At 53.7% G+C, this 19,016-nt stretch carries 16 protein-coding genes; 1 reads left to right on the top strand and 15 read right to left on the bottom strand.

Annotated elements, in window-relative coordinates; genetic code table 11:
• Positions 1–19: 19 nt before the first annotated feature.
• Positions 20–745 carry a GAF domain-containing protein gene (locus tag DFR31_RS11145; protein ID WP_121442759.1) on the bottom strand — a complete coding sequence of 242 codons (726 nt, stop codon included), beginning with the start codon at positions 743–745 and terminating at the stop codon, positions 20–22.
• Positions 746–782: 37 nt separating this feature from the next.
• Positions 783–1,736 (bottom strand): D-alanyl-D-alanine endopeptidase, encoded by a 954-nt coding sequence (gene pbpG / locus DFR31_RS11150; protein WP_211328294.1) that lies wholly within the window; start codon positions 1,734–1,736, stop codon positions 783–785.
• A gap of 226 nt (positions 1,737–1,962) precedes the next feature.
• On the opposite strand from pbpG, the gene DFR31_RS11155 reads away from it, so the two are divergent.
• Entirely contained in the window at positions 1,963–3,918 is a 1,956-nt protein-coding gene (locus tag DFR31_RS11155; RefSeq protein ID WP_170153679.1) for a polysaccharide biosynthesis protein, read from the top strand.
• Positions 3,919–3,930: 12 nt separating this feature from the next.
• Here the strand turns inward: DFR31_RS11155 and DFR31_RS11160 are convergent, their stop codons facing one another.
• The 13 genes from DFR31_RS11160 to DFR31_RS11210 form a co-directional block, all read right to left on the bottom strand.
• Positions 3,931–4,527: a sugar transferase gene (locus DFR31_RS11160; protein ID WP_121442762.1), complete on the bottom strand. Its 597-nt coding sequence runs from the start codon at positions 4,525–4,527 to the stop codon at positions 3,931–3,933.
• Positions 4,521–5,714: a DegT/DnrJ/EryC1/StrS family aminotransferase gene (locus DFR31_RS11165; RefSeq protein ID WP_121442763.1), complete on the bottom strand. Its 1,194-nt coding sequence runs from the start codon at positions 5,712–5,714 to the stop codon at positions 4,521–4,523. Before DFR31_RS11165 ends, DFR31_RS11160 begins: the two co-directional genes overlap by 7 nt.
• Before the next feature lie 3 nt (positions 5,715–5,717).
• Positions 5,718–6,158, bottom strand: a complete 441-nt coding sequence (locus tag DFR31_RS11170; RefSeq protein WP_121442764.1) for an HIT family protein — start codon at positions 6,156–6,158, stop codon at positions 5,718–5,720.
• On the bottom strand, positions 6,148–7,464 hold the full coding sequence (locus DFR31_RS11175; RefSeq protein WP_147436975.1) for a LicD family protein: 1,317 nt from the start codon (positions 7,462–7,464) through the stop codon (positions 6,148–6,150). Before DFR31_RS11175 ends, DFR31_RS11170 begins: the two co-directional genes overlap by 11 nt.
• Positions 7,454–8,440, bottom strand: a complete 987-nt coding sequence (locus tag DFR31_RS11180; RefSeq protein WP_245971171.1) for a LicD family protein — start codon at positions 8,438–8,440, stop codon at positions 7,454–7,456. The genes DFR31_RS11175 and DFR31_RS11180 overlap by 11 nt, the downstream gene beginning before the upstream one ends.
• A gap of 484 nt (positions 8,441–8,924) precedes the next feature.
• On the bottom strand, positions 8,925–10,622 hold the full coding sequence (locus tag DFR31_RS11185) for a glycosyltransferase family 2 protein (protein WP_170153674.1): 1,698 nt from the start codon (positions 10,620–10,622) through the stop codon (positions 8,925–8,927).
• Positions 10,576–11,655 carry an ATP-grasp domain-containing protein gene (locus DFR31_RS13810; RefSeq protein WP_147436976.1) on the bottom strand — a complete coding sequence of 360 codons (1,080 nt, stop codon included), beginning with the start codon at positions 11,653–11,655 and terminating at the stop codon, positions 10,576–10,578. The genes DFR31_RS11185 and DFR31_RS13810 overlap by 47 nt, the downstream gene beginning before the upstream one ends.
• Before the next feature lie 357 nt (positions 11,656–12,012).
• Positions 12,013–13,146, bottom strand: a complete 1,134-nt coding sequence (locus DFR31_RS11190; RefSeq protein WP_121442767.1) for a DegT/DnrJ/EryC1/StrS family aminotransferase — start codon at positions 13,144–13,146, stop codon at positions 12,013–12,015.
• Complete coding sequence (gene rfbA / locus DFR31_RS11195) at positions 13,143–14,012, bottom strand: glucose-1-phosphate thymidylyltransferase RfbA (RefSeq protein ID WP_121442768.1); 870 nt, start codon at positions 14,010–14,012, stop codon at positions 13,143–13,145. Before rfbA ends, DFR31_RS11190 begins: the two co-directional genes overlap by 4 nt.
• Positions 14,013–14,025: 13 nt before the next feature.
• A complete protein-coding gene (rfbB, locus tag DFR31_RS11200) occupies positions 14,026–15,123 on the bottom strand; it encodes a dTDP-glucose 4,6-dehydratase (protein WP_121442769.1) in 1,098 nt (365 codons plus the stop codon).
• A gap of 832 nt (positions 15,124–15,955) precedes the next feature.
• The gene (locus tag DFR31_RS11205) at positions 15,956–16,393 is read right to left on the bottom strand and encodes an FAD synthase family protein (protein WP_121442770.1); all 438 of its coding nucleotides are present in this window, start codon (positions 16,391–16,393) and stop codon (positions 15,956–15,958) included.
• Between the two features lie 19 nt (positions 16,394–16,412).
• A complete protein-coding gene (locus DFR31_RS13815; RefSeq protein ID WP_147436977.1) occupies positions 16,413–18,146 on the bottom strand; it encodes a hypothetical protein in 1,734 nt (577 codons plus the stop codon).
• A 150-nt stretch (positions 18,147–18,296) separates the two neighbouring features.
• Complete coding sequence (locus DFR31_RS11210) at positions 18,297–18,647, bottom strand: MarR family EPS-associated transcriptional regulator (RefSeq protein ID WP_121442771.1); 351 nt, start codon at positions 18,645–18,647, stop codon at positions 18,297–18,299.
• Between the last annotated feature and the right edge of the window lie 369 nt (positions 18,648–19,016).

Genomic DNA, 19,016 nt, shown 5'->3' on the forward strand with positions numbered 1-19,016 from the left:
CCCGCCAGAGCTATTGGTCTTAACGCGCCTCCATTGCCTCGCTGACCTGCCCGATGATCTCCGTGGCCGCCGTCAGAATGTGGTCGCGGGAGAAGCCCGCCTTGTCCATCTCCTGGTAGAGCGTGCGCGCCATCAGCTTGGCGACCTTGTCCGGGGCATGGGTCACGGGGCCGTTGCCCTCGGACTTGGCCCGGGCCAGTGCCAGCTTGATGAAGTGGGTCTTCAGCAGACCTCGCAGGCGCTGGATGTGCAGTGACTTGGCCACCACGAGGGCGAGGATGGATGCCATGCGCAAATCGTCCTCGCCCAGCCGCCGCGTGCCCTCCGGGCTGTCCACATTGATCACGCCCACCACCTCATCCTCCAGCACGATGGGCACGGAAATGCTGTCGGGGCCTTTCGCCTCCGGCCGCTTCGCCAGGGGGGCGTACTCCGAGTCGGGCAGGTCCGAGATCAACAGTGGCTTGCCGGAACTGGCCACCTGGCCGGCGATTCCGCTGCCCAGGCCCTGCGCCTCCTCGTAGGCGGCTTCGGGCAGATCGCCGTGGTGCGCCTGCACCCGCAGTTTCGGTTCACCGTTATCCGGGTCGTGCTTGATCAGCATGATCGAGCAGTGCCGGCAGGCCATGGCGTGGCTGACCAGCTCCGCCAGCCGTGCCAGCCCGCGCTCGGTGGATTCCGACTCCTCCACAAAGCGGGCGAGCTGGCGGAGGTCTTCGTCAAATCGGGAGAGTGCCTGGCCCATGTTTGCTCCTTGCGACTGTGACGGCAGGTCACTTGCCTCAGTCTAGACGATTACCGCCTTCATCCAACCGAGCGCCCACCTCGTGTTCGTAGGCCTGCGCGGCCGCCGCGATGCTGCCGCCCTTTCCATCGGCCAGCCAACGCCGAAAGCGTCCTGCGTCCCCCAGCGGGGTACGCCTGCCCTGTGAGTTCAGAAACACCAGCGCCACTGGCCGGCCCTCCATCTGCGCAACCATCAACAGGCAGCGGCCGGCCTCCACCAGATACCCCGTCTTGCTCAGGTGCACATCCCACTTGGAATGGACGACCAGCGGGTTCGTATTGGCGTAGCCCTTGGTATAGCGAGGGGCACGGAAGTGCGCGGTATGTAGGTGTGTCGTGGAATACTCGCGAATCACTTCGTGCTCGTTCGCGGCTGCCGCAAGTTTCAGCAGGTCGGACGCAGTGGAGACATTCTCCACCGACAGCCCGCTGCTATCGACAAACCGGGTCTGCGCCATCCCCAACTCGGCGGCCCTGGCGTTCATCGCCGCAATGAGTGCTGCCCGGCCCCCGGGGTGATGGTGGGCCAGCACATAGGTGGCCAGGTTCTCCGACGACATCAATGCCAATCGCACCAACTCTCCTCGTGGCAACCGCGAGTCCACGCGCATCCGCGAAAAGGCGTTTTTCCCGACGAAGTGCTGGCGCGGCACGATAGTCAGCCACTCATCCAGGGGTTCGCCGGACTCGACCACCACCAATGCTGTCATCAACTTGGTCAGAGAAGCGATGGGCACCGGGATATCCGCCCGTTTGCTGACGACTTGCTCGCCGGTGTCGAGATAGGCGATCGCGGCGTGAACCGACGCCAGTTGGAGTGGCTCACGCTCGGTCGGCGCGCCCTGAGCGGCTGCTGGCAGACCCGGACAGAGCAGTAAAACCGCAAGGGCGGCTAGCCAACCATGTCGGTGCCTGGCCATTTTACGGAGCACTACGGACAGTGGTTTCATTGGCTCCGCCTTGTTGAATACCGGGGCTCGTGTGTTTGTTGGGTAGCCAATGAGTTGCTGCGCCGCACCATCTGGCGTTCCCTGCCATATCGGCGTAACATTATACGGCAATCGCCCTGTGGTGGATTTCTCTGGGCTCTACCAACACTTACGGTGTATTCCGGGAGAGGTTGTGAACATTCAGCAGCGTCTGCTCAAACTGCCCCGGCCCGCAAAGCGGCTGATCATGGTGTCAACCGATGCCGCCATGTTGCCGATCGCGGTATGGGCGGCGTTCTCGCTCCGCTTGGGGAAGCCGGATCCCGCCGTGCTTATCGAGCACGCCTGGCTGCTGGTTCTCATTCCGCTTTTTACGCTGCCCATTTTTACCCTCTTCGGGCTCTACCGTGCCGTGGTGCGGTACATGGGGCCGCAGGCCGTCATGGCTGTGGTCAAGGGCGTCACTGTATCGGCTTTGGTTTTTGCCGCAGCCGTCACCCTCGGCCGTCTGGACGCCATACCGCGTGCGACCATCTTCATCTACTGGTTGGTTGCCTTGCTGATGGTGGGTGGGTCTCGGTTCATCGTCCGCGCCTGGTTCCAATCTGTCGTAAAGCGCAAGAAGGATAAAAAGCCCGTTGCCATCTACGGCTCCGGGGCAGGGGGCATTCAACTGGCCACCAGCCTCGCCAGCGGGCACGAGTACCACCCGGTTGCCTTTGTCGACGACGACCCGGCGAAACAGGGCATGATCATCGCCGGTTTGCCCGTCAAACAGCCCGAAGACCTACCCCGCCTTATCAAGCGCCACAAGCTTGGGCATGTGTTGCTGGCCATGCCGAGGCTATCCCGTGCCCGCCGGCGCGAAATCGTCGAATGGCTGGAGCCGCTGCGTGCGCACATCCTCACCATGCCGAGCCTCGCCGATCTGGTCTCCAAGCGCGCCAAGCTGGATGAAGTGCGGGAGGTGGAAATCGAAGACCTGCTGGGTCGCGATTCGGTTGGCCCCCGTGAAGACCTTCTAGCGCACTGCATAGCCGACAAGTCGGTGATGGTTACCGGCGCCGGTGGCTCCATCGGCTCGGAGCTGTGCCGCCAGATCCTGCGGCTCGGCCCGAAACGCCTCGTCCTGCTGGAACGCTCTGAGTTCGCGCTGTACCGGATTGAGCGGGAGTTGAAGGCGCAAATGGCCGGGGACGAGCACCGGGTCGAACTACAGGCCGCCTTGGGCGATGTGGTCGATGGTGCCCGCATGGAGGCGATCATGCGGGTATTCTCCGTTGATACGGTCTACCACGCCGCCGCCTACAAGCACGTCCCCCTGGTGGAGGGTAACGTCCTGGAAGGCGTGCGGAATAACGTCTTCGGCACCTTGAACACCGCGGGCGCCGCGGCTCAGGCCGGGGTGCAACACTTCGTGCTCATCAGCACCGACAAGGCCGTGCGACCCACCAATGTTATGGGGGCCACCAAGCGCCTGGCCGAACTGGTCTTACAAGGGCTGGCCCGCCAGCCGGATATGAGGACCCGCTTCTCCATGGTCCGGTTCGGCAATGTGCTTGGCTCCTCGGGTTCCGTGGTGCCGCTCTTCCGGGAGCAGATTCGCCAAGGGGGGCCGGTCACGGTCACCCACCCCGAGGTCACCCGCTATTTCATGACCATCCCGGAGGCGGCATCGCTGGTTCTTCAGGCCGGGTCGATGGCCAAGGGTGGCGAGGTCTTTGTGTTGGACATGGGCGAGCCGGTGCGCATCTTGGACCTGGCCCGGCGGATGATTCACCTCTCCGGCTATGACGAGCAGACCGAACAGCACCCCGACGGGGAAATCGCCATCCGGTTCACCGGGTTGCGGCCCGGGGAAAAACTGTATGAAGAATTGCTGCTGGGTGATGTCGTGATGGGGACCGAGCACGCGATGATCATGCGTGCTCGAGAAGATCACCTGTCCTCATCGACCCTGCACGAGCTGCTGCAAGCACTGCGCGACGCCTGCGACACCTTCGACTGCCAGAAAGCACGAAGCGCATTGGCCGAGGCGGTGGAGGGTTACGAAGCGATCGGGCCGGGCAGTGACGTGATTACGCGCGGACTGGCGAAGGCTGATTCTGAGGAGTTTGAGGACTGGCTGCCATTGGTGGGTGGGGGTAGTAATAGCGCCTGCCCGATTGATCGGTCCTTCGGCAGCATGTCGGAGAGAGGGTAGAAGGGGAGGGGCCTAGCGGCTGCTGGCCAGCCGATAGAGCGTGCGCAGGATAATGCGGATGTCCTCTTTCAGGGATTGTCTCGCCACGTACTCTTGGTACCACGCCAACTTCTGTGGCAACACCACATCAACGTAGGCCTGATGCGGGTCCGAATACCGCGCCAAAATCGTGTTTTCATCCAGCATCTCAAGCGCGGCGTAGTCGGTCAGGCCCGGGCGCACCGATAGCACGACCTCTTTGACATCGGCCTGGTAGTACGCCACGTACTCGGGTACCTCGGGGCGCGGGCCCACCAGGCTCATAGTGCCCCGCAGCACATCCAGCAGCTGTGGTAGCTCATCGAGCTTGTAGCGCCGCAGGAGCCGGCCAGAGTGGGTGATCCGTGCGTCCTCACCCACGGTCAGCTTACCGGCCGCCTCACTCGCGGGCCGCATGGTGCGGAACTTGAAGATGCGGAACGGCTTGCCGTGGCGGCCCACCCGCACCTGGCGAAAAAACACCGGCCCGGGCGAGTCGAGTTTGATCCACAGGGCGATGCCCAACAGCAGCGGCATCAGCAGCAACAGGCCCAGCGCCGCTGCAACGACATCAAAGCCCCGCTTCAGCATGCCCGCTTGAGCACATCACGTACGGCAGTCACCACCCGTTCCAGGTCAGCGTCGGACATCGCCGTGTAAAGCGGCAGCGAGACCTCTTGCTGGAACAGCGCCTCAGAGACTGGGAAATCCGCCTCGGAAACACCGCAGCAGGCCTGCCAGTAAGGGTGCCGATGCAGCGGGATGAAATGCACGGAACAGCCGATCCCCCGGGCCGCCATGGCCTCGATGAATTCATCGCGACCCACGCCCGCCTCTGGCAGCAGGCGCACCGGGTACAGGTGCCGGGCCTGGATGTCGCCCGCCGGCGCGGCGGCCGGCAGCCGGAGGGGCAAATCGGCCAGGGCCTCGTCGTAGCGCCGGGCCAGGTCTTCCCGACGGGCGTGGAATTGGGGCAGGCGCTTTAACTGATGCAGACCCAGCGCCGCCGCAATATCCGTCATGTTGTACTTGAACCCCGGCGCCACCACTTCGTAATACCAGTCCGGCGTGTCGGAGTGGTAGCGATCGAATACATCCTTGCTGATGCCATGCAGCCGCATGGTGCGGGCTCGGGCCGCCAGGTCCGCATCATTGGTGACCAGCATGCCACCCTCACCGGTGGTCATCGTCTTGTTGGCGTAAAAGCTGAACACGCAGGCCGCCGAACCCAACGTACCGACCATGCGGCCCTGCCAGGTGGTGGGCAGGGCATGGGCGGCATCCTCTACCAAAGCGAGGTCATGACGCTTTGCCAAGGCCTGTAATGTTGTCATGTCACAGGCCAACCCAGAGAAGTGCACCGGCATGATGGCTCGGGTGCGCTCCGTAATCGCCGATTCCACGCAGGCCGGGTCGATGTTGAAAGTGTGTTCTTCCACATCCACCAGCACCGGTGTTGCGCCCAGATAGCGCACCACCTCGGCCGTCGCGGTGAACGTGTAGTTGGGCACAATGACCTCGTCATCGGGGCCAATGCCCAATGCCTCCAGGGCCAGGTGCAGCCCCGCCGTGGCGGAATTAACAGCTACGCAGTGCAGCGGTTGCGCTTCGGCCTCACCCGTTTTGCCCCTGGCGAGATAGTCGGCGAAGCGCTCTTCAAACGCTCGGGTGCGCGGGCCGGTTGTTACCCAGCCCGACTGAAGTGTGGCTACGACCTCGTTGATCTCCTCCCCGTTGATCTCCGGGCGGGCGAAGGGCAGAAAGCTTCGGTCTGACAAAAGTCAGCTCCCTACGCCGCCGCGAAGAGCATCGCGGAGGGCGCGGTTGATCTCGGGGTCTTCATCAACCGGCCGTATCTGAGGGGGCTTTGGCCAATCGGCGTCGATCCAGTCCTGGCCTGCAAAAGCGACCTTATTTTCGTAGCGAGGGAAGATATGAAAATGCAACAGCGGGTCGCGCATCATCAGGCAGAGGGCGTTGATGCGCGCAGCTCCGAATAGAGTCTTCACCCGACGTTCCGCTTCACCAAAAAGATGCGCCATATCTCGCGACTGCGCCTCTGAAAGGCTGGCAAAGTCCAGCACGTTAGCGCGTGTACTCAGTACCATGGAGCCAAGCGTTAGCTGTTGAGGCCGCACTGACAGTACCCAGTGCTCGGTTCCAGCTACAGATAAAGCGTCAACCTGAAATTTTTCGCGAAAGGCGTCCAGTTCAGTCGCCATGTTGATCACCTCCGGCCCTCTGTTGGGGGCAGCTATCAAACCAATGCCGATTAAATCGAGGCGCCCCCGCTCCCACTTCTGTGAGTAGGGACTGCCTCAGCATCTGTGCCAGCACCGCATCGTAACCATTCGCATCAGCGTTCGATAGGTGCCAAACCAAACGTTTCAAGAAAAGGCAGACGCCCAGCAGGTTCTGCACCACCACGAGGTTATGGCGGCCACTCGAGCAATTAAAAGACCTTACCGGCGTTCGCCAGTCCCCATAGCCTTCCGTCAGGTAACGGTCCCCATCGCGGGGCCCCAGAATACGCACACCACGGAGTTCATACGCAACCAGCTCCTGCGGGGTGTGGTCCCAACGGTGCATCATCGAGCCATGCCACCAGATTCCCCCCTCGTCATAAAGCAGGGAGAAATCCACGGCGATACCATTGCAATGGACAGCTTTCACGAGCACGGGCAGGACATCGACGCGGAGCCCCTCAGGGGTGCAGTGGAGTCGATATTGATGGTCGGCGCGCACAGACTCGAACAGGGGCGACGCCTCCAGCAGTTGCGTGAGCCTGGTCAGATCCGTGCGTTCTGCAGGCAGTCCGAGGTCGATATCGAAGTCGTGGGGGAGAAAGTCCCCTTCTCGGAAGATACCAAGGAACGTACCGGAAAGTGCCGTCCAACCCCATTGCTCCAGGGGCAACAACTGGGCTACATCGTGAAGTGCTGCCTCAGCGTCCTCTCGGGCAAAGTCCGCCGGCTGCTCCTGGTCAGATACACCACGCTCTTGATTTTCCGCCTCCATGCGCGATGCTGTGTCGGCACGCTTGGCCTGAAGGCTCGCAAGAAGGCGGTCTGCCTCGTCTTGGAACTCGGCCAGCGTCTGCGCCGCAAGCGGCTGATTGTCGGCCAGTGTGGCTTGATGCACTACCTGGGCCTTTGCGGTAAGCCGGGCCGTCGCCGCCTCCAACGGGGGTAGACGGTCTGCTCGGCCACCCACCCAGTCAGCCATAGCCCGGCTTTCCTTCAGTGACAGGCCATCACTGAAGCAGAAAAATGGATCACTCTCAGACGGACCAAGGCCTGGCCAGCCTCGCGTGGCATACCAGTGAGCACGACGTAACCCATCTTTGAAATTGTCCTCCCGGAACTCGCACCAGAGCTGGCAGGCTAGAGTGGGCGAGCCGGTGACCGCAAGACAACTTGTATAACCGGCTGCGGCCATTAGCAGCCGTTCGGGTTTGCTGTGCTGGCGGTTCAGGTAGTGAAGCAGCCGATAGCTCTTGCCGGGGCTCAGGCGAGCTTTACCACTCACAATTCGCCTCGTAATCCTCCAGAGGATACAGTGGGTACAGCCCGGTTGCGATGAGCTTACCCGCCTCCGGATAATCTGGGCGCCTGGCGTCGATCTGCGCCTGCATCTCCTGGTAATCGGCTGGCGTGATGCAAACCGATTTAAGTTTCCGTGTAACGAAGCGAGGCACTTTTTGTGACGCATTGGAATAGCTGGGGTCTGGCACCTTCCAGCCTTCGCCGTAGTAGGCTGCCAGAACGCGCTCAGCGTTCTTCGGAACGTCCACCTCAACCCCGCGCAGGATCTCCGTCCTCACTGGCTCAAAATCCGATATTTCCAGCGGCAGACAGGCCTGTTTGTGCGCCCAAATGTACCCGTTCTCATACCAAACAGGTCGCACGTCCAAATGAACGTCTGGCTTGTCGTCCTTAAGCCGGAGACGGAATAGGCGGCCGTTCCGATTGAAGCTGCATGTGAAACCTGCCAAGACAAGATCAACAACCAAATGCATCGTTTCACGTTTCACATCCGCAGCGGTGCGCTTATGGGACAGGTATCCTGCATCAAAATCATCGTCAGATTGAATAAAGTCGCCTTCTCGGATATGACCTAATAGAGTGCCGTACATAAGGAACAACGGTGAACCAAAGGATTGAGAAAAATATTTTTGCGCCCGAGCATAAATTTTTAAGTACCGCTGCTGCCGGGCCTCAATCGTATCCGGTGCCAGAGAAAGAAATCCCTTTTTATCGATCCCGGAAGCGGACGACAGATAATCGAAAATTGTACTATCGCCGTGTGGAACCTCCACTTTCGCCGCGGATGATTTGCGGAAGCGCAAATGCTTGCCTTCCATAGTAGAGATAGACAATTGACTACTTTGTGGAAACCGCGCGATTACCTCGCGTTTTATGTGGTAATGGAAGAAAGGGGGCGCCCACTTTCGATAATATAGTGGTAGACTTCTGATGTATTGATTATCTAGCCACAGCGCCACGTTCTGGCTCCCAACTGCTTCGTTCGACAAGAAGCCATCCAAACGTAAGCCAAGATGAGTGAACTCCAACGAGTACCGCCCTGCGAACCTGTTGGGAGGACGAGTCAGAAAATTCTGTTCCTTCACCTGACACCGAAACAACGGATCGGGAGATCCCACCCTATTAGTATTGCCTAACCATTCATTTTTTGCCCGATGAAACTCAACAAATTGTTTTATTTTGAACGCAGATATTCGGTTAGAGGTGGAAAGCGCCGTTGCCCTTCTCTCAAGCAACAAAAACAATAAATATGAAAGGCGATGCCAGCCTATAGATTCCGCTGCTATCGCGAAATGATGCACAGCTGCAAGCCATAAGCTCCTGTATATGAAAACGGGCTTTATTGAATGCTTTATGAAATGAAGAAGTACGATACGCAATTAGGGCCACCTTCCTGTTTTAGTAGCGCAGGGGTCGTCATCGGCTATAAAGTCCGAGAATGGATCATTTCCTTACCGCGGCTTCCCCATCAGACTCTTCGGTTAGCGCAATCCAGTCTGCTTCCGGGTACAGGGATACTCGTAGTGATGATAAGGTCGAAACTGCCCCGGGCAAATGATCCAAATGAATTCTTATTTCGCTGGTGGCTTTTCTCCTCCGGTACCGAAGAGGAATAGATAGTAGCTCCCGTTCCCCGAAAGTGATCATTATGGCGTGAGGAGGGCGCACGACCTGATTCGTTACCTTGTAAAGCACGCAGCCTTTGAAAGTGATGCTTGTTTCGTCCATTTTAAAGGCCGCGTTCACCTTAACGTCGCAGTCAAGTGTAAGAGTTTGGGCTGATGGGATAGGTACGTGGAGCCTATCTGTCCCTCCGTTCTTACGATTGGTTAACGTTTGAGGCACGTGACACTTGTCGTCCCTAAGAACGGAGTGTACGTGTACGTACTTCACGGTATAAGGCGTAAAATTTGTTTGCTTCCCGGCAGCTGAAGCAGATAAGCTTTTCCTATGGTCTCTATTTACTGCCGAAATAAATCTTTTTGCGACCGGCGCCGCTCTTTTTTTTACCCTCCATAGTTTCCGGACAGCGCGACCAATATTTTCCCTAAACTTTATTGAGTAGTAGGAATAGAAGTCCGTGGCTGTCAAGGTGATAGTGTCAGGGTCGGGCTGATCCGAAATATTAAATTCATTTTTCTTTAAAATTTTTATTGCCTTCTGGTATTTTATTTTCGACACAGGAGGTGCGTCGAATTTCTTCAGTTCCCTTTGAAAGGTTGACAGCCGGGATTTTTTTACTGCCCTTAAAGCGGTAGTGTAGCGATACCCTAAATATTGATCGAGCTCGTCAATTGATTGAAGATTTCTTAATAAAGCGAAGTCATATCGGAACCTCAGGCTCGTTTGTTTTCTTTTTGTCCATGATCCAGGCACGCCGTTTCGATACGCAGACATGCATCGGTTGATGTATAAGGCGCCTCCCCGGCGAGCACCTAAAACCTGAAGGTAGTGATCTCCCATTGAGGTTCTGTAGTACCATTCCGGGAGGTCGAGAATTAGTTGCCTTTTGAACATCAAAGAGGCAGTGGGGCAAAACTGGCCTTTGCCCAAAATCATGGCTTTAATGTCAAATACCTTATTGGTGCCTGCCCTCTGAGCGTAGACAAAGTTTCTTTTTCTCCCATCCTCATAATGCCATACTGCGGAGTGGAAGCTTAAGTCGCAGAACGGCATTCGTTCCATGTTTTCCGCTTGAAGTTGGAGCTTATTTCTGTCAATCCAGAAGTCGTCACCTTCACAGAGAGCAATATACTTCCCTGTGGCCTTTCGAAATGCAATGATCGACGACTTCCGTCCCTGGCTGTATTGGTTTTCCGTCTGGTAAATGGGCTTTATTATGTTTGGATATCTCGCCTGGTATCTAGCAATAATATCCGGAGAGCCGTCAGTCGAGGCGTCATCATGAACAATCACCTCAAAAGCGAAAGCCGTCTTTTGAAGAATAAAGCTATTCAACGCGGACGTGATGTACCGCGAGTGGTTATAGCACGTACATGAGATGCTCACAAGCACCTGGCTGGTTCGCCAAGTGCTCATGATCTCATTCTCAGATGGTAACTCCTCAAGCCGATAGAGTTCAGGAGTAATGGTGCTAGATTTTGCCATGGAGCCTAATTGTGTCAGGCCGGTTATAAACATCGTGCTTTTTAAATTCCTTGTATTGAGGTAACTTGAAGTCATTCAGTGCGACTATATCGAAATTGGTAGCCCCTGCGAACCACGCATACGTCTTATGGTCGCCGGGAGTCTTGTTACCGCCCGAAGTCCTTTGTTTGCCGAAATAATCGGCTAAAAATCCGTCAAGAAAGCTGGGGTAGTAATCGATTCCTAGCTGAAGAGGACCCCAAAATCTGGGGTTTATTTCTATGTAATACGGGGTCGGCCCGCTCTTTATTATTTCAACCATGAATGGGCCTTGGAAGCCGGCGCAAGATAGTTTTTTTGTTACGGCGTTAGTTTCGATTCCTGGATTGCTACAAGACTCTGCAAATACAATCGACTTTCCTCCTACTTGCTGCGCGATATTGCGTTGCCAATATCCGTCAAACGCACCGTTTGTGGCTAGGTAACCGCATAAATAATAACTCGTTCCGGTTATGTATTCTTGTACAAAGTATTCCGACTTTTTTATGGTCCTTAAAGTGTCGGCAAGAGTTTCTTTGTCTGTGCAAATTATCGGGTAGAGTGCTTGCCCGCTTGAGATGTTCTGTTTAGGTTTTATGACACACGGAGTAATGCATTGATCCCAGTTTAACATTCTAGGTGTTGAAAGCGGTCCGGAATCACACATTAAACGCTGAGAACTTTGTTTTCCTGTTACCTCTTCGTATGTTGCCCTATCGCATAGTAAAATTCGTACGCCAGACTTTTCGACTGCTGGCCTATTTCTCAACACAAAGGTATTTATGTATTCCGTTGTCGGGATGTAAATAAGCGGACGGCCATTTGTCCGTCGTGAAATAATATTGAATAGTTCTACTGTTACTTTTTTGCTCTCCCTTTCATATACTACCAAGTCTGAATAGTCGGTATGATATATGGGGTCATCACTTCCGGAGGAGGCAATGCATACATCTATGTCATTGTTTTTTAGATATCTAGCTAGCGCAACCACCGAGCGTTGATTGTGCCCAGAGAACAGGAGGGCGCTTGGCTTGGGACAGTCCGACATGCTGAGTCCTTATTTAGATTTTACGCGGAAAATAAAGAAGTGAAGTGATGGTCAAAACAGCGTGGGCGAAGTTAATTTTTTGCGGTATTGGTTCAATTTCCCGAGAAGGGCAAGAATTAGTAGGGTGCGCCGGACTGCTAGTTACTTAGTAACTCGCGGGCGATTGTAATGATGCGTGCAGACGGTCCAGGGGGCCTTTTGGGAAAGTCTAGAACTGAGTACCTGATAGGTGAACAATGCGTACCTGGAAGCATGCTTAAAATTATCCCGAAAAACGGAACCAGTTCAGGCCATCTCTAAATATTTAAAAGAAGCAGCTGAATCTGGCGCACGGCATGATTGTACTCACGAAGAATCTCATTCATAACCACGCGAGCTTCCCGGCTCAAGCTTACAGATGCTTTCTCTCAATGCGGAGACGACCTTTTCCGCGGGAGCGGATGCGTAGAGTGGCAGGCAAAGAACTCGGTTCGCGATGTCTTGTGAAGTGGGGCAGTAGCTAGAGCGCGAATTACTAAAAACGGTGTCTAGTGAGGGATGAAAGTATCTGCGTGGGAAGATCCCCTTTTGATTCATGAATTCTTCAACTTCTTCCGTTTTTGTCCTACTCTCGAGTAAGACTGGAAAATAGGCATAGTTGTTGCTCGCGCCATTTGCCCAGCTTTGGAAAGTGACGTAATCGCGAAGCTTTTCATTATAGATCTCCCAGGCTGTCTTCCTAGCAAGTAGGTTAGATTCCATTTCATCAAGTACACATAGTCCCATGGCCGCTTGAAACTCGTTCATTTTGGCATTGATTCCAGCCTGTTCACGTCGTTCTCCTTCAGGAAGCCCGAAGTTAATCAGTTTGCGAGCATATTCGAGATCTTGCGCACGTTTAAAGACTACGGCTCCACCCTCAATGGTGTGAAATACCTTTGTGGCATGGAAGCTTAATGTTGCTGCATCGCCCCAGTTTAATACGCATTCCCCTCGGTATGTGGTGCCAAAAGAATGGGCAGCATCGTAAATAACTTTAAGGTTGTGCTTTCTCGCAATATTGTGTATTTCCTCTACATTGCAAGGGTTCCCAAAAACATGGACCGGCACAATCGCTTTCGTACGCTTTGTTATTACGCTTGCAATCCCAGCGGGATCTAAATTCCAAGTCTCCCGATCAATGTCAACAAAAACTGGATCAATTCCTTCCCACTTAAGGGAACTGGTAGTTGCCATGAACGTGAACGGCGTGGTTATGGCCTGGGGCGGAGGGCCATTAACAGTGGAGGTTAAGCCTAGCGTTTTATATGCAATCTGAAGTGCTAGCGTTCCATTGGCTACTAGAAGTAGGTTCTCAACTCCTAGATAGTGTTTTAAGCGCTCAGTAAGCTTTTGTACCAAGGGGCCATTGTTCGTTAGCCAGGCCCGCTCGTAGATCCCGTCAATATATCGCTCCAACATTTCCCGGCGGGGGAGAAAGGGCTTTGTCACTGGGATAACCGGTGTTCTCATGACTCATTCACCAGGTCGAGCAAATATTCGCCATACCCATTACTAGAAAGAGTGTTCCCGACCCTTTTTAGCTCATCCGTTGTAAGCCATCCGTTGCGCCAAGCAATTTCTTCTAGGCACGCAATCTTGTAACCTTGCCGATGCTCAACGGTTTGAACAAAACTGCTGGCCTCGTGGAGCGTGTCATGAGTTCCAGTGTCAAGCCAGGCGAACCCTCTGCCAAGAACCTCCACATTAAGGTTGCCACGCTCGAGGTATGCCTTGTTGACGCAAGTTATTTCGAGCTCCCCCCGAGGTGATGGAGTTATGTTTTTCGCTATTCGGACGACATCGTTGTCGTAAAAATAAAGACCTGTTACCGCGTAGTGGGAGCTCGGTTCTTTTGGCTTCTCCTCAATCGAAATCGCACGCTTTTCTTCGTCAAATGCCACCACTCCAAAGCGTTCTGGATCTTTGACCTGATACGCAAACACCGACGCCCCATGGGCGCGCTCGGCAGCATGCTTAAGTTTCGAGGAAAAGCCCTGGCCGTGGAATATGTTATCGCCCAATACAAGACAAACAGGATCGGTGCCAATAAACTCTTCGCCAATTATGAAGGCCTGCGCTAAGCCATCCGGACTCGGCTGCTCCGCGTATGTTAAGTGAATCCCAAACTCGTCGCCCCTGCCCAGTAGCCTCCGGAAGCTGGGCAAATCATCGGGCGTAGAAATCACAAGGATATCCCTGATGCCTGCTAGCATTAGGACAGACAAAGGATAATAAATCATGGGCTTGTCATATATTGGCAGAAGTTGTTTAGATATACCCTTGGTTACTGGGTAAAGTCTGCTGCCTCTTCCGCCTGCCAGTATAATTCCCTTCATTGTGCCCCCGTTCCTACGTGTTTGCGCCAAGTCGGCCGAGCTGGTATTCGCCGTTAAGCACCCTTTTCCACCAATTTTGGTTCTCAAGATACCAGACGACAGTTTTCCGCATCCCGGATTCAAAGGTTTCTTCCGGCGTCCACCCGAGCTCGCGGTCTATTTTTGATGCATCTATGGCATACCGGCGATCGTGGCCGGGCCGGTCGGTGACATGTGTAATTAAATCCGAATAATGCCTGATAGAATGCGCGCCGAGGTTAGCATCTGGAGGGCATAACGTTTGCAATAGTTGGCATATCGTCTTGACGACCTCGATGTTCTGCTTCTCATTGTGCCCGCCTATGTTGTAGGTTTCCCCAACACGTCCATGCTTGAGTACGGTGCAGAGTGCTTTGGCGTGATCTGATACGTAAAGCCAGTCGCGAATCTGGTCACCGCGCCCATACACTGGGACAGGCCTTCCGTGTAGAGCACTCAAAATAACATGTGGCACTAGCTTTTCAGGGAAGTGGTACGGCCCATAATTGTTAGAGCAGTTTGTGACCAGGGTGGGCAGGCCATAGGTACGGTGCCACGCCCGCACAAGGTGGTCGGCGCTGGCCTTGCTAGCCGAATAGGGGCTACTCGGAGCATAAGGGGTTGTTTCTTTAAACAAATGTTCATGGGCGTTAGGTGAGTCCGCAGGGTGTGGTAAATCCCCATATACTTCATCCGTGGAGATATGGAGGAAACGAAAGTTGGTGCGATGCTCCCCTTCGAGGCTACTCCAGTAGGAGCGAGCGACTTCCAGCAGGGTATATGTACCCATCACGTTAGTATTGACGAATGCTGCGGGGCCCTCGATTGAGCGATCCACATGGCTTTCAGCGGCGAGATGCATTACGGCGTCCGGTTTATATCTATAGAAGACTTTTTCAAGGGCATCTCGGTCGCAAATGTCGACCTGCTCGAAAGAATATCGGGGGGAGTTAGCGACCATCACCAGGTTATCCTGGTTACCTGCGTAGGTCAATTTATCTACATTGACGACGCTGTCGCTAGTGTTTTTTATAATGTTGCGCACTAGAGCAGAGCCGATAAAGCCTGCCCCACCAGTGACTAATAATCTCAATGTGGCCTCCCGGTTGTTGGGTTTCAAGGCCTTATCTCCCTGTCGCGGAACGACCTTTACTAACATAAGGTTGTGATGCAGCGCGCTGACATTGTAGCTGCTGGAAGAGTGGCCGCACTGACCTCGCTCGATGAAAATAAAACAAAATCATGCAAGCAGCGTCTCGATTCCTGGCGGCGCACGAAGCGCCGGTGCCGAACGTAGCCGGTTGCAGTCGTAGAACCGGGGGGAAGGCTCAGCGACTTGCATGGATGCTCCGAAGCATATCGCGGGTCAAAGACAGCGTCGTCCACGGCTCATTGGGCTACATAAGCGGTTGCGGGGCCACGTTGCCCACCGCCCGCGCAAGCCAACCCACCTCGTCCTCTGTGAGCTTGCCTGGCCGGATTAAACCTACGCTTCGAGTAAAAGGCCTCCGGCCGCTCCATTTGGAGGGCGGCAAGTATTTGACCACCGTGTGTTTGGTGGATCCGGAAGCGTTCCTGTCGCATCGCCATTACGCGTCGGCTGCGCACTGCTTTTATCGCCTGCAGCTGGAATATATGCCTGGCCGCATTCTCAACAGCATGATGCTCATTCAAGTGATTGTACTTTCCTATAATTAGGCCTGAAGAATTTAGTCAAACCTATAAAATTAAGTAAATTTGGAAACGACCTGCGTTGACAACTATATTGCAAGGCCTTAGTTTGCGCATCATGGCCGGGTTACCTTGGGGCGTTGTAAGGCTTGTCTCGTTTTTTTGGCAAGGTGATTTAGATTAAAAGGGTGTTCTATGCAGCAGCTACTGCTGCTTAAAATAAGGGTGTCCCGACCTTGGGTGCCCTTGCATTGTCAAGTTTTACATTCCCGGCTTTTCATTAGCTTGTCAATTAAAGCCCTTAGTTTGGTGCTGGATGTGTGTTTTGTATAAGGGAAATATACTATTTCAACACCAACCTTGTCGAAGTCCCTTTCGAGACGATTCCACTTTTCAGTCCCTTTCCAGTCATCGCCTACAAACATTTTATGAAACTGTAGGTTGCGCCAGGCTTCCATTTTGTCCATGCTGGTTTGTGGTACCACCTCGTCTACGAACCTTATGTGCTCTACAATCTCCATGCGTTCAACAAAGGGTATTATTGGTCTCTTTCCTTTTCTTGATTCGCTTAGCTCATCCGTGGTTACACCGACTATAAGATAGTCGCACTCGAGTTTTGCTCTTTTAAGAAGATTGAGGTGTCCTATATGAAACAGATCGTAAACGCCGGTGGTATAACCTATGGTCTTCATTTGTTTTTTCTGCATTGGGTTAAGTAGGGGTCGGGTTGTAAAGTGAAATAATTTGTTTTAGTGCGGCCCGGTAATTTTCACGGTTTATAGCTTTCTCGATCGCTGCTAAACTGTTAACCCATAATAGGTCGTTCATCGAAAATGAATCGGGTATCCGTCGTCGCGTTTGCTTTGCGTGCTCCAACGCAAGCCCTAACTCTTCGCGAGCGTACTGCCTAGGCAGGCAATATCCAATGGGTTCCACGGACCAGCGGCCCCAGAATAGTATCGTACACTGCGCATTGTGTAGTGTGCGCTGGACGACGTTACCCCGATGCAGGTCGCTATTGTCCAAGTATAAAGGCATATTTAGGAGCTTCTCGTATGTGGCTTCTAGGTCGTTTAAAAACTGGTCCAGAGTTTGCTCCTCGTTGACTGTCTCCGCCGCAATTCGCGTCCGATTGATTAGCGAGGTAGTCAATCGATGCCATAGCATTGGGTGGCTGAGCTTGTAGGCCTTTATGAGCGCCTTGGGTGGTTCGACAGACCAGAGTTGGCCCAATATCCCGATTGCGGCTTTATTCCATCGGCGAGGGGAGTAACGCTTTCCAGTTTCATAGTCAATGATATGGCAGGTGAAATCTTCAACCTGGAAAGAGGTTACTGGACTTGCTGCGAGTAAGGCATCTCTGGGCACGTGCTGAAAAAGGTAATCTTCGCGCTCCATTAGGTGGCGACGTTGCGGGCTAAAAATGTGCCCTCGTAGGAGTTGCGGCTTTTCCTCAAGACAAGGGGGTGTAGCGATGATCCGTAGGGAATAGATACCGCGAAGCCGGTTATCATCCCACCGGACGTCTAAGCTGTAGTCATCGTATTGTTCGGGCAGGTGTTCACGGACATTAGTCTCTCGTTGACGTTTTTGAAACAAGTCGCGTAAGGCGGATTCGGCTGGAACGTCTTTTGTGGAGGGGATTTTTCCACTTCGAAACATCAGGGGGTCAATGAAAGGGCGGTCGGCGGTCAAGCCTACGCTTCCGATGATGATCTTGTTGAGTGTTTTTGTACCGCGCTTCAGCAATACTATTGCAACCAAGGAGAATAGTATATTGGGGCCTGTCCCGAGAGTATAAGGATAAACAATAAAGAGGAAGCCGGCTAGGAATATCGAAGAAGTTATTATGCTGCTATAAAGCTTTGTGTTGCGTTGAATCCAAGTGGGTTGGCGGTCTCGCTCCAGGGCAAGCCAACCTGTCGTTATGCAAAATAATAAAAGTGAAACAAATCCTAGAGGGGTAATTAAATCGGGCCTCATTACGGCGATCCCGCTCAGTGCGAGAAATAGGAATATCGTGCTGGCAGATAAGGAGGTGACTCTGGAGAAATATTTCTTTGCGATTTCTTCTTGGCCCCGAACCAGAGCCAGTTTGTTTGCACTAGAGGCCACGGAGTGTCCGCCTGCGTGAGCCATTCGTTCAACAAGGGTGTCTAGCCCGAGGTGTAATATGTAACACAAGATTGCGGCGATGGATAGACCAAGTATCCAGTTGTCTTTGAAAGCGGAATCGATAAAGAATTCGAAATAGCGTGGGACTCCTTCTGAGCCCGCAAGTAAAACTACCTTTAGGGGCAGAATAAACGCAAGTAATTTGGCAGTATCAGAGACAACGGTTGAAAAAACGGAGATTAGAAACCAAGCTGGCTGATTAGTCAAGCAGGCTTTGTTAAGGCGCGTAAACCACGCTGCAAATTGCTTCGTTTGATCGAGCAAGTTCATTGAGAGAAAGGGGGGTGAGGAGTTGTGGTCGTTAATAAAACGCGGAAAGGCATTGGGCTTTCGCTCGTTTTTAGGTTGGGCCTTGAGCGTTGGGAAGCAAGGCTATACGGAGTTCTGTAAACTTACCAAAGGTGATTAATTAGGGGCGGCTTAAGGTTTGTCCTGCTTGGGTAAAAGTTCACCGTTCTCGATTTCTCTTTCGAGTGTCTTGATTTCTTCTCGTAGAGCTTCATAGTCTGCTCGCTTTTTGGCGAGGAACTTTCGGGTTCTGTGTGCCTTCTCGCTGAGTCCGCTTGGTGTAAGCTGATATAAATACCTTCGTTTGGTTGGGCTGCGGCTGAAGTTTATAGCCTTGACCCAGCCCTTTTCGATGAGCGCGCGAAGGCAGTAGTGGGCGCGGCCCAACGATATACCCAGTTCACCTGCGAGGTCGCGTTGACTTAAGTTTGGGTTCTGCTTTAGTAAATGCAAGATAATGAGTTGAATCTCGTCGCGGGTCATGTTGTAAGCTTTATTGGGTAGTAGTGTCGCATTGGCTCGCAAAAGCTTTGAGTAAATACGCGCTGTGTCGGTTTGCCTGATTGGCCTGGCATCAGTGGTTAAGCGCTGATTGGTATTTTTTGCCCCGGATTTTGCCCGGAAATGAGCTGGCCTTTTCTGGGGTAATGGATGTCGTTAATCCTTGGAATGGCTTGTCCACCGGTTCGGTGCTTGTGTAAGTATTTAATAATCTGACTGCACTAGACAAAAAGCCGTCATTGATAACGTTTATTTAGAAATGGCGCAAAGGCCCTTTTTTAGGGACGAGCATCGCATAATTAGTACTAACTGACGAGGCGACGTCTACTAGGCGAACGAGGCGGCGGGGAA

Origin of the sequence: Alkalispirillum mobile, from assembly GCF_003664325.1 — a bacterium.
In the GTDB taxonomy this organism is placed as follows: domain Bacteria; phylum Pseudomonadota; class Gammaproteobacteria; order Nitrococcales; family Halorhodospiraceae; genus Alkalilimnicola; species Alkalilimnicola mobilis.

Bases quoted from the DNA above. Each gene is read 5' to 3' on its own strand.
- DFR31_RS11145 (WP_121442759.1), bottom strand. From the start codon at position 745: ATGGGCCAGGCACTCTCCCGATTTGACGAAGACCTCCGCCAGCTCGCC.
- pbpG (WP_211328294.1), bottom strand. From the start codon at position 1,736: ATGAAACCACTGTCCGTAGTGCTCCGTAAAATGGCCAGGCACCGACAT.
- DFR31_RS11155 (WP_170153679.1), top strand. From the start codon at position 1,963: ATGGTGTCAACCGATGCCGCCATGTTGCCGATCGCGGTATGGGCGGCG.
- DFR31_RS11160 (WP_121442762.1), bottom strand. From the start codon at position 4,527: ATGCTGAAGCGGGGCTTTGATGTCGTTGCAGCGGCGCTGGGCCTGTTG.
- DFR31_RS11170 (WP_121442764.1), bottom strand. From the start codon at position 6,158: ATGGCGACTGAACTGGACGCCTTTCGCGAAAAATTTCAGGTTGACGCT.
- DFR31_RS11185 (WP_170153674.1), bottom strand. From the start codon at position 10,622: ATGTTTATAACCGGCCTGACACAATTAGGCTCCATGGCAAAATCTAGC.
- DFR31_RS13810 (WP_147436976.1), bottom strand. From the start codon at position 11,655: ATGTCGGACTGTCCCAAGCCAAGCGCCCTCCTGTTCTCTGGGCACAAT.
- DFR31_RS11190 (WP_121442767.1), bottom strand. From the start codon at position 13,146: ATGAGAACACCGGTTATCCCAGTGACAAAGCCCTTTCTCCCCCGCCGG.
- rfbA (WP_121442768.1), bottom strand. From the start codon at position 14,012: ATGAAGGGAATTATACTGGCAGGCGGAAGAGGCAGCAGACTTTACCCA.
- DFR31_RS11205 (WP_121442770.1), bottom strand. From the start codon at position 16,393: ATGAAGACCATAGGTTATACCACCGGCGTTTACGATCTGTTTCATATA.
- DFR31_RS13815 (WP_147436977.1), bottom strand. From the start codon at position 18,146: ATGAACTTGCTCGATCAAACGAAGCAATTTGCAGCGTGGTTTACGCGC.
- DFR31_RS11210 (WP_121442771.1), bottom strand. From the start codon at position 18,647: ATGACCCGCGACGAGATTCAACTCATTATCTTGCATTTACTAAAGCAG.